This window comes from Nitrospirota bacterium, assembly GCA_015233895.1.
In the GTDB taxonomy this organism is placed as follows: domain Bacteria; phylum Nitrospirota; class Thermodesulfovibrionia; order Thermodesulfovibrionales; family Magnetobacteriaceae; genus Magnetomonas.
In genome coordinates this window covers 122,602-133,220 of the sequence record JADFXG010000008.1, presented here as the reverse complement: position 1 = coordinate 133,220, position 10,619 = coordinate 122,602, and the positions used below count along the sequence as shown (strand labels likewise).

12 protein-coding genes are annotated in these 10,619 nt (G+C 40.8%); 6 read left to right on the top strand and 6 right to left on the bottom strand.

What is annotated here, in order from left to right; all coding sequences use genetic code 11:
- The first annotated feature begins 414 nt into the window (after nt 1–414).
- The 3 genes from HQK88_08010 to HQK88_08000 all read left to right on the top strand — a co-directional run bounded on the left by HQK88_08010 (nt 415) and on the right by HQK88_08000 (nt 3,187).
- Entirely contained in the window at nt 415–642 is a 228-nt protein-coding gene (locus HQK88_08010) for a NifU family protein (protein ID MBF0616746.1), read from the top strand.
- Nucleotides 643–778: 136 nt separating this feature from the next.
- The gene (locus HQK88_08005; protein MBF0616745.1) at nt 779–1,132 is read left to right on the top strand and encodes a Uma2 family endonuclease; all 354 of its coding nucleotides are present in this window, start codon (nt 779–781) and stop codon (nt 1,130–1,132) included.
- A gap of 423 nt (nt 1,133–1,555) precedes the next feature.
- A complete protein-coding gene (locus HQK88_08000; GenBank protein MBF0616744.1) occupies nt 1,556–3,187 on the top strand; it encodes a peptide-binding protein in 1,632 nt (543 codons plus the stop codon).
- Nucleotides 3,188–3,378: 191 nt separating this feature from the next.
- On the opposite strand, the gene HQK88_07995 is transcribed toward HQK88_08000, so the two are convergent.
- The 3 genes from HQK88_07995 to HQK88_07985 all read right to left on the bottom strand — a co-directional run bounded on the left by HQK88_07995 (nt 3,379) and on the right by HQK88_07985 (nt 5,340).
- Nucleotides 3,379–4,671 (bottom strand): 3-deoxy-D-manno-octulosonic acid transferase, encoded by a 1,293-nt coding sequence (locus HQK88_07995; GenBank protein MBF0616743.1) that lies wholly within the window; start codon nt 4,669–4,671, stop codon nt 3,379–3,381.
- Between the two features lie 61 nt (nt 4,672–4,732).
- On the bottom strand, nt 4,733–5,110 hold the full coding sequence (locus HQK88_07990; GenBank protein MBF0616742.1) for a PIN domain-containing protein: 378 nt from the start codon (nt 5,108–5,110) through the stop codon (nt 4,733–4,735).
- Nucleotides 5,107–5,340 carry an AbrB/MazE/SpoVT family DNA-binding domain-containing protein gene (locus HQK88_07985; protein MBF0616741.1) on the bottom strand — a complete coding sequence of 78 codons (234 nt, stop codon included), beginning with the start codon at nt 5,338–5,340 and terminating at the stop codon, nt 5,107–5,109. The genes HQK88_07990 and HQK88_07985 overlap by 4 nt, the downstream gene beginning before the upstream one ends.
- A gap of 216 nt (nt 5,341–5,556) precedes the next feature.
- Here HQK88_07985 and HQK88_07980 point away from each other — a divergent pair, with 216 nt between their 5' ends.
- The 3 genes from HQK88_07980 (at nt 5,557) to HQK88_07970 (ending at nt 6,978) form a co-directional block, all read left to right on the top strand.
- Nucleotides 5,557–5,877 carry a hypothetical protein gene (locus HQK88_07980; protein ID MBF0616740.1) on the top strand — a complete coding sequence of 107 codons (321 nt, stop codon included), beginning with the start codon at nt 5,557–5,559 and terminating at the stop codon, nt 5,875–5,877.
- A gap of 71 nt (nt 5,878–5,948) precedes the next feature.
- Complete coding sequence (locus tag HQK88_07975; GenBank protein MBF0616739.1) at nt 5,949–6,650, top strand: hypothetical protein; 702 nt, start codon at nt 5,949–5,951, stop codon at nt 6,648–6,650.
- A gap of 70 nt (nt 6,651–6,720) precedes the next feature.
- Entirely contained in the window at nt 6,721–6,978 is a 258-nt protein-coding gene (locus tag HQK88_07970; protein MBF0616738.1) for a hypothetical protein, read from the top strand.
- A 253-nt stretch (nt 6,979–7,231) separates the two neighbouring features.
- Here HQK88_07970 and lpxB read toward each other — a convergent pair whose 3' ends face one another.
- From lpxB to HQK88_07955, 3 genes are read right to left on the bottom strand one after another with little or no spacing between them, the layout of a single operon-like run.
- Nucleotides 7,232–8,353, bottom strand: a complete 1,122-nt coding sequence (lpxB, locus tag HQK88_07965; protein MBF0616737.1) for a lipid-A-disaccharide synthase — start codon at nt 8,351–8,353, stop codon at nt 7,232–7,234.
- Entirely contained in the window at nt 8,353–9,465 is a 1,113-nt protein-coding gene (locus HQK88_07960; protein MBF0616736.1) for a DegT/DnrJ/EryC1/StrS family aminotransferase, read from the bottom strand. The genes lpxB and HQK88_07960 overlap by 1 nt, the downstream gene beginning before the upstream one ends.
- A gap of 24 nt (nt 9,466–9,489) precedes the next feature.
- Complete coding sequence (locus HQK88_07955; GenBank protein MBF0616735.1) at nt 9,490–10,473, bottom strand: Gfo/Idh/MocA family oxidoreductase; 984 nt, start codon at nt 10,471–10,473, stop codon at nt 9,490–9,492.
- Nucleotides 10,474–10,619 lie beyond the last annotated feature (146 nt).

The following is a 10,619-nucleotide window of genomic DNA, read 5'->3' as shown; positions in this document are numbered from 1 at the left end:
CTCATTGTGTCATGCCTCCTTTTTGTTATAACTGATAATATAATTCAGTTAGGCAGTTTCTGAAAATATACTTTCCAAAAAATGCTCTCTAATTAGACTTCATGACACAGTTTTTTGAACACTCTCTTGGAAAATACTCCTTCTCAGTTCTGAGGATTTCGCAACGGTCTCAAGTTGTTTTTCAAACATGTCATATACTACAACGGGCAATGTCGCTACCATGCTATTATTAAAGCAAATAAGATTTTATTTTTATTATTTACTTTTGATATTTTTTGCTTTTTTTTATGATTTCTGTCATTTTAGATTTTTTCCGGCTTTATCTATTATAATATATAGGTGTATCCTTGATTTGCATAGAGGGCACTGAAAAGAGGCAACTCTTATAAATAAAGAGTATGAGGAGGGTTTGAGATGTTAGACAAAACACAGGTAGAAAATACGCTGAATGCGATTAGGCCGATGTTAAACAGAGACGGAGGCGATGTGCAGCTTATTGATGTGACAAGCGATGGGATTGTGAAGGTTAAACTTGTAGGGGCATGCGGCAGTTGCCCAATGTCTATGATGACTTTAAAAGGCGGGATAGAGGCTAAGCTAAAGGCTGATATTCCAGAGGTCAAGGCTGTCGAGGCTGTATAGGTAAATAATAAACTGCGGCAAATGTTGGTTTTGTTTAAAAATCAGTAGCTGCCGCAGTTTAACTTACAGTAGCCTTCAGATATACCAAGCTCTTCTCGTTATTGACAAAACCGTTGATTTGGCACTATGTTATATCATGAACGTTAGGGCTATAGAAAGAGATTTAGATTTAACTGAAGTTATTAACGGAGAGGAGAGCATGGGGCCTAGCCCATTTGGAATACATCAGAGGATTGTTGGCATACTGCAAGACATTATACGCCAATATATTAAATTGAAGAGTTTGGGAGAGATATATTTGTCTCCGCTTGACGTAATATTTGAAGAGGGGATTAACAGATTGCAACCCGATATCTTGTTTATCAGAAAAGAGAACATGAGTATCTTTCAGGACTGGATAAGAGGAGTACCTGATATGGTTTGTGAGGTGATAAGTACAAGCTGCATTCCTTTGCAGCTCTTGAGGGTTTCGTTAAGTCCAAAGTCATAGAAGGGCTTCAAGTTAACATCTGTGATATATTTGAGTAACCTGCAGTACTGAATTTAAGCGATGCGAACTCATGTGTTTTTAAACCAGGGTGTTTAGGATTGTGAGCAAGATTTTGAATTAACCAACAACGGATAAAGGAAAAAGTAGCAATCTGAATGTCTCCCGCTATTTCAAGAAGTGAATTAATAAGAAAATTTAAAGAGTTTGGTTATGACTGTCCATTTTCCGGTGCTAAGCATCAATTTATGATAAAAGGTTCACAAAAAGTAAGAATACCGAACCCACACAGTAGTAAAGAAATATCCGCTGGCCTCCTTGCAGGATAGGGTCTAAGGGAAAGGGCAGCGCCCTTTCCCTTATTTTTACTTTATCAAATGAATAATTCCATTATCTTAACTATACAAAAAAGTGTAAAATAGCCATATGAAAAAACTCTTACTAATTTTCATCATATACACGCTTGTTATTACTGGTTATGCCGAGCCGGTAAGCGCTCAGGCGGATAATGGTACTAAGGTTTTTAAACCTGCCTATGGCGATACAATAGTTGAGGGCGTAATAGGGGAGCCGAGCATTTTAATCCCCATGCTTGCAGGTGACAGCGCATCTCATGCCGTGGCGGGGCTTGTATTTAACGGGCTTGTCAAGTACGCCCCGGATTTGCAGTTAACCGGAGATTTGGCTGAAAGCTGGGATATTTCTCCGGACGGCCTTGTGATAACGTTTCATCTTAGAAAGGGAGTCAGATGGACAGACGGGGTGGAATTCACTGCTAATGATGTAATGTTTGGATATAAGACCATCATTGACGAAAAAACACCTACGGCCTACAAAGAGGATTTTCTGCAGGTCAGGAAAGCTGAGGTGCTGGATAAATACACGTTTAGAGTGACTTATGAAAAGCCGTTTGCGCCTGCTCTAAGCAGTTGGGGCTCTCTTGTTGTGTTACCAGAGCATTTGCTCAAAGGTAAGGACATAGTAAAGGATCCATTTGGCAGAGCGCCTGTTGGAATGGGCCCCTACATATTGGATAAGTGGATAGCTGGTGAGCGGGTTGAGTTAAAATCAAATCATGGCTACTTTGATGGCAGACCCTACATAGACAGATACGTTTACAGGATAATCCCCGACCAGTCAACAATGTTTTTAGAACTAAAGACAGGCAGTATTGATTTTATGGGGCTTACTCCGATTCAATATCAAAGGCAAACCGACACGGAGCTCTTTAAGGAGAGATTCCAAAAATTCCGGTATCCGGCATTTAACTATACATTTCTGGGATTTAACCTGAAGCATCCGTTCTTTAAGGACAAACGCGTGCGACAGGCCATAGCCCATGCCATTGATAAAGAGGAAATCGTGGATGCCGTCCTGTTTGGACTTGGCACAACCTCAACCGGCCCCTATGTGCCAAACACATGGCCGTATAATCCAAATGTCAGAAAATACGAGTTTAACCCTATAAAGGCAAAAGCACTGCTTAAAGAGGCCGGATGGACGAAAAAGGACAGTGACGGAGTGCTTAAAAAAGATGGTAACCGTTTTGAATTTACGATAATCACCAATATGGGAAACACACTTAGGACAAAAACCGCAACAATAATTCAATACCGGCTGAAGCAGGTTGGGATTAAGGTTCATATTCGGGCGCTTGAATGGAGTACGTTTATAAACGAATTTGTGGATAAAAGGCGTTTTGAAGCGGTAGTGCTTGGCTGGTCAATAGGGCTTGATGCCGACCAATACGACATCTGGCATTCAAGTAAAACAAAGGAGAAGGAATTTAACTTTATCGGCTACAATAACCCTGAGATTGATGCTCTTTTAGAAGAGGGCAGACGCACTTTTGATATGGAAAAACGCAAGCGCGCTTATCACAGACTGCACGAAATATTAGCCGAGGATGTGCCCTACGTGTTTTTATACGTGCCAGATTCTCTTGTTGTAATAAGCAGCCGTTTTAAAGGCATAGTTCCCACCACTATAGGGATCGGCTATAATCAGCCAAAGTGGTTTGTTCCGGCTGAGTTACAAAAGAATTCCTTGCAAAGATGATATGTTTTATACCGAGTTGCAATCTAAACTATAATATAAAGAGGAGATTACTACGTCGCTACGCTCCTCGTAATGACGGATAATGGCGCCCATGAACAGCCCACGCCGTCATTGCGAACCCCCGAAGGGGGTGTGGCAATCTCCTCTCTTGAGCGCAACATGGTATTAGTCTAACTGTTATATGTGGTTGATTAATCCTTATTTCTTAACATAGATTTTATCTCCGTAACAGCCAAATCTATAGAGCCTGCGTTTTTTCTGAACAGTTCTCCGGCTTTTCTGCCCATCTCAGTTGTTCTCCCTGGATTTTTCAGAAGTTCAAGCAAAGTGTCATATAAGTCAGAGCTGTCTGCTTGTATTGCGGCTCCTGTCTCAAAAAAATCCTCCGCCATTGGAAAGTTATCCATAAACGGACCGGTAACTATTGGTTTTTCCCAAAAAGCAGGTTCCAAAAGATTATGTCCTCCTTTTGGTACGAAACTTCCTCCCATTATTGCAATGTCTGCTGCCCCGTAAAGCGAGGAAAGCTCTCCTATCGTATCCACCAAGACAATGTCAGGCGGTGTGTCTGTTAATTGTGTCCGCCTCTGATACCCGGTGTGTTGAGATATTAAAATCCTCTCCACATCTTTAAAACGCTCAGGATGGCGCGGAGCTATTATTAAAGACAGTGAGGAAAACTCGGTTTTTAATTTCTTGTAACAGGAGAGCATCAGTATTTCCTCACCCTCATGCGTACTTCCCATAACTATAAGCGGTCTTTTCATTTCCGTTGCCCAGTCAGGGATTTCTTTTGGCGGCATCACATCAAACTTAAAATTTCCAAACGTATGAACTATTTCACGCTTTGCTCCGAGTTTTACCACGCGTTCGCTATAAATTTCACTTTGCATTCCAAAGAAGGCAATTTTGGAGAAAAGTTCCTTCATGAAAAAACGGATTTTCATATATCCCCGGAATGATTTATCAGAAATTCTGCCGTTAAGTAGCATTACAGGAATCCCGCGCTCTGACATCTGATGAAACACCTCTGGCCAAAGCTCTGTCTCCATTACGATAAACAAATCAGGACTTATTGCCTCAATTGCCCGTTTAACGCAGGCCGGAGTGTCAAACGGCATATACACTATGTTTCCAACACCCCTGAGCCTCTCTTTTGCCGTCCTCTGCCCCGTATCCGTCACAGTTGAAAGTACAACGTGTGGGGTTATCTCTTCTGTAATTTTTTTTATAAGCGGTACTGCCGATATCGTCTCTCCCACTGACACTGCATGAATCCACACCACTGCCTTACCCTCAGTATCTATCACAGAAATATCGCTTTTGGTTTTATAACTGCTGCCCGGCTTTTTTAAAACAAATTGATACTTTCCGGTTCGTTCCATAAACCACTTTGTCCGCAAGCCGGATGCTCTCTTAAGATACTGATACGGAAGCAAAAGTAAAAATGCCGCAAAATACAACAGCCTGTATATAAACATCATAAGAATGACAGTTCCTTTCTATTTTTTTTTGATTTTAGCCGGTGACAGTTGCCGCAAAGTCTCAATTACAGTTTTTAAGGTCATTATCAAAGGAAAACAGAGTCATTTTATAGCATCTTGATTTAGCGCACAGGATACAATCTACGATATCAAGATTTGACACTGAATACATACGAAGTGATTCAATCAGTTCGTCCCTGTCAGCATTTTTAACCCCTCTATAGCTGAGAAAACCCTGTAGCACAAATGATACATCTTTACGCGGCACTTTATAAAACTTTACAAGGACATAAACACATTCTGTCAAAACACTCTCCAAAACGATAATATTTTCTTCTCCAATTCTAACTTTTTCAAATAGTTCCTCCGCTTTTGCATACAAGTCGGAAACGTCTTTTAAAATATATCTGACGATTGTGTTAGTATCGGGTAATATCATTTTTTAAATTTGTCATTTACTGCTGCATCCCATGCAATATCTCTAATCTCACTAAAAGTTTTACGTCCTACTGAGTATTTGCTTAGTGATCCGCCAACGCTTCTAACAGGTTTTAGCACAACCAGGTTGTCCTTTACCTCAAACTCCACAATATCAGTATCCAGTATGTCCCTGATTCTCTTTGGTATTGTGATCTGTCCCTTAGATGTGATTTTTACCGCTGTTAGCAAATCAGTCTCCTTACATAATTTGAATCCCTTACATTAAATAATTGTAATACTTTTTTAGTTGGAAAAACAAGCTGATGAATTATCTCATTAAAAACTAGACAAAAATGTAAATTTGACGCAGATAATACGCAGTTGTTATACTTGGAATAACACGTGGAACTGAAGCAGGCTTAGTTAAAGGAATCAATATTAATGGCGGGGGAGGTAGAAAAGGGCATGGCAACAACAATAGACACATTAAAGATATATGAACGGCTTAAGGGTGCTGACCTTAGCGACAAAGCGGCTAAGGAAATTGCAGAAGTGGTTAGGGAGTCCTCTGAACTATCGTCTATGACAAAGGAGGCTATAAAGGAGGAACTAACCAAAGAATTGGTTACAAAGACTGATTTAAAAGATTTATTAATTGATATGGAAAAAAGATTTGCAACAAAGGCTGAGCTTGCAGAAACAAAGGCTGAACTCCTTAAGTGGATGTTTATTTTCTGGGCAAGCCAGATAGGAATTATAGTTGCGCTGATTAAGTTTTTAAAATAAAAACTTGGGAGGTATAGAACGATGGCTTGGGAATGTCATTCTTGTAATATGTTTTGTAACCGGAGGTATATATGGTTATAAAACACTGCTCTCTATGTGATAGGCCAACAGGGTTTAAGAGGTCATTTGGAATCGCCACTCTTATTGCTTGTGGATCAACTCTCGGATTATGGTTGTTTATTATGCCATTTTATCCAAAACGATGCACAATCTGTGGTTCTGATAGAACTATTAAAAAGCAAAGGCAAGTAACACCATATATAAGCGATATTCCAAATGATGATAATATATCTCAGGATTTGAAAATAATCCTATCGCCATCTAAAAAGATAAAAAATAAATTATTATTAATAGGTGCCGGAGTGCTAATATTGCCTATAATTATTGCCAGTTTTGTTGGGTTTAATGAACAGCAAAAATCCGAAAAACAATCTCAATCTTTTTCACCCGCAAAACAATGGAATGATTATACAGATAAAGACAGAATAGATTTAAGGAATACTCTATATAAACCAAACAACCAAGAAGTGAAGGATAAAGAAACTGAAAACAATCTGCCGGTAGGTTATAAATCGTTAGTAGGGAATATTAGGATTGGCACTGAATTGTATTTAAAAGTTGATAATTCATATTTAGGCAAAATTGAAGACATTGAACCTAACCATCAGTTTTCAGGTGGGATTAAAGAAGATGCTATATTTATAAAAGCAACCAATGGTGGTAAGGTTTGGGTTCCGAGAACAACTGCCATTGCTGTATATTTAACCAAATAATATCTATATCCAGCCATAATTGGACTTAGCGGAGACATCAAAAGCAATCAAAAAAAAGGAGGAACGCAAAGTGGCAACAGGGCAAAGAAAGGAAACTAAATACGAAATAGTTAGTTGTCCGAAAACAAATGAAAAATTTGAGTTTGCAATTGTAGTGATAAGCCAGAAAAGTTTTATGACAGAAACCTATGGTCAGGATACATGCAGAGTTCCCATTGAAATCAGGTGTCCTGGCTTTCCTGCGTGTGATATTGGGCAAATGAAAAATTGCTCATTGGATGAAAAACTAAGAACTAAATATCGTTATCCATATTCTTCTCCGAAGTAAGTGAACATCGGTATAGATGTGTCGTAGGATATTTATAAATCTTTTAATCTTTTCGTCTGTTTGAGGGCGAAGCTCTCATTGAAACTTTTTAAGCGGTGGAACGCCGGTTAAAAAATTCTCTACCAACAAGCAAACCAACAAAACATGAAACTAAACCACCCAATCGCTAACCCCAAAACCTGAGGTCAAGGAGGCTAGCCTCCTTGCGGGAGGGTTTAAGGGAGGGCAGCGCCATCCCTTAATATACTCTCTACTAATCGCCTGTCAGATTGGCGATGATTTTTACAACCTCGTCGGTTGGGTTTTTGGATTCAAACAAAGCCCGGAGTCTTTTAAAGTCATCTGTCATCGTCTTACGTTTTGCACTATCCTCATAAAGACTCACAATCTCTGCTGAGATGCGGGCTGAGGTGGCATCTTCCTGAATTAATTCTTTCACCACCTCGCGCTCCATGATGAGATTTGCAAGGTTTATGTGGCTAACGTCTATAATCAGCTTTGCTATACGAAATTCAATGGCAGGCATCTTATAAAACACTACAAGAGGCACCCCCATAAGGGCTGCCTGAAACGCTGCCGTGCCGGATTTCATAAGGGCCACGTCACTTATGGCAAGAACATCCAGTGATCTTTCGGCAACAAACTTAACTCCGTGTGCGTTAAGAGCGTCAAATTGCGCCTTATACTTTTCTGTTTGCAGATTGGGAGCCACTGCTATTACAAATTGAAACTCAGGATGAACGGCCTTTATGGTCTTAATTGTGTCAACGATTACCGGTAAATGGCGCTTAAGTTCCCCGTGTCTGCTGCCCGGGAAAATTCCAAGCACAGGGGCATCGGGGTTTATGGAAAACTCTGCTTTTAACGATTCGGTATCAGATACATGCTGAGACAGTTCCTCCATAGCCGGATGCCCTACAAACTCACAGTCTGTCCCGGCTTTTTCATACATTTCCGGCTCAAACGGCAATATTGCCGCTATTATGTGGGAACGCTCGGCTATCTTTTTGATGCGCCCGGTTCGCCATGCCCACACCTGAGGGCTTACATAGTAAAGCACCTTTATGCCGTACTTTTTAGCTGCCTTTGCTACAAAAAGATTAAAATCGGGGAAATCTATCAAAACTAAAACATCTACTCGCTTTGTTTTAAAAATCTTTATCAGCTTTCTGTATGTGCCAAAGAGTGTTTTTACTGAGGAAATCGCTCCAAATATACCAAATGCTCCAGTTATTCCGGCTACAAGCTCAACTCCCTCGGTTTCCATTTTCTTGCCGCCCACGCCTAAAAGAAATAAATTCGGCCATTTTTCCCTAAGTTTCTTTGCTAAAAGTGCGCCGTAAAGCTCACCAGAGGACTCTCCGGCTATAATCATCACCCTGAAAGGCATGATCGGATTATATCGGCTACTTTTCTTATGCTTTCCTGTGGCATCTCAGGATAGACGGGAAGAGACAGAACTTCAGAGGCCGCCTGTTCAGAAACTGGCAAATCCCCCCGTTTCATCCCCTGTCCTTTTAACGCCTCTTGAAGGTGCATTGGAGATGGGTAATACACTACCGAGGATATTCCCTCATTTGAAAGCGTCTCTTTTATCTTATCCCTGTGCGCAGAGCGTATTGTATATTGGTGGTAGCTGTGAACGTAGCCATCTGGCTCCGCTGGACATCTTACCACATCTTTAAGGAACGAATTGTAGAGATTGGCATTTTCACGCCGCATTCTGTTTTTTTCGTCGAGTCTCCTGAGTTTTATAAGAAGCACCCCAGCCTGAATTTCGTCCAGTCTGCTGTTAAACCCGACCTCATGATGTACATAATTACCGCGAGAGCCGTGATTTCTTAAAGTTCGGATTCTTTCATAAATTGTATCACTTTTTGTCACTACAGCTCCGCCGTCACCGTAGCAGCCTAGGTTTTTGCTCGGATAAAAACTAAAGCATCCGGTATCACCAAAGGTACCGGTTCTTCTGCCGTTTATCTGTGCTCCGGTTGATTGAGCGCAGTCCTCTATCACATGAAGATTATGGCTATTGGCAATATCCATGACTCTGTCCATGTTGCACGGCAATCCAAACAAATGAACTGGCAAAATGGCGCGGGTTTTCTTAGTGATTTTGTCTTCAATTTTATTAACATCTATATTTAGTGTCTTATCATCTATATCAACAAACACGGGTTTAGCTCCCATGTAGAGTATGCTCTCAACCGTGGCAAAAAAAGTAAACGGTGTTGTTATAACCTCATCGCCTGCTTTTATACCAAGTGCAGCCAGGCTCAAAAACAGCGCACCTGTGCCTGAGGCCACCCCCAGTGAGTGTAAATCGTTTACATCCACAGCGGATAAAAATTGGCTGAATTGCTTTTCAAACTCTTCAACATGAGGGCCTAATACGTAGCGGGTGCTTTTGAGAATTTCCGTAACTGTCCCTATGACCTCATCCTGTATTTCAAGGAATTCCTTTTTCAGGTCTAACATTGGTATCATATTTTTCTCTTCATCAGATCTTAACTATTTTTGAGCTGCTGCCACTGCTGCATGCTCTCTTAAAGCATTGCTAATCCTAAGGGCAATATCAAGTGCCCTCCTGCCGTCATATCCCGACACTACCGGATGCCCATCACTAATCACACAGTCAACGAAACTTGAAAGCTCCTCTTTTAGAGGCTCCACATCAGAGGTTATGTTTATCGTTTCCATATTTCCATTGTAATCATAACATAGCAGCTCTTGTGTTATGTAATCAAGTTTTAAAAAATTATTCCTGCCGACTGCCTTAAAAGTCCTGCGTTTTTCTTTAGACATCCTGTCTGCGATGAGTAAGGCTCTCATCCCATTTTCAAACTCAAGCCAGGCGCTTACTGTATCTATCCGCCCTGATACAACCGACTCCTCCGTTACATACACCGATTTAACCTCGGACTTTGCCACTGCATAGGCTATGTCAATGTCGTGAATCATCAGATCAAGCGTGACATCCACATTAAGAGCTCTCTCTATCAGAGGTGACACACGCTCAGCCGCTATATACAAAGGCATCTCATTTACTAAACATTTACCGATTGACTTAAACCCCGGGTTGAACCTCTCAATATGCCCTACCTGTAGCACAAGGTCTTTACTCTGAGACATGCGTATCATTACATCAGCCTCATCAACAGTGGAGGCTATAGGTTTTTCCACAAACAGGTGCACCCCCTCATTCATACACTCCATCGCTATATTGTAATGAGTTGCCGTAGGGGTGGCAATGACCACAGCTTCAACCTGCTTTAAGAGTTCCCTGAAGTTTTCGTAAACTTTTACATTGAGACGGCTGCCAATCTCCTCTGCACTGCTTAGGTTAATATCCGATACGGCAACAAGGTTAGCGTTTTTAATCTCCGAAAGGACGCGAGCATGGTGTTTGCCAAAATATCCGGTTCCTATAACTCCCACCTTTAACCGGGAGTCCTTATCCACATCCACAGCACTGTCTGACTTTAAATCGTACATAATTCTTTAAAAATACCATTCCCCCATAACACGTAACTACGATAAGCTTATAGCACCAGCCATAATACAGTTAAAGACGGTAAAATTGCAAGCAAAACATCACAGTATAAATCTACAATGTTATAACTACATTTTACATTCTGCAC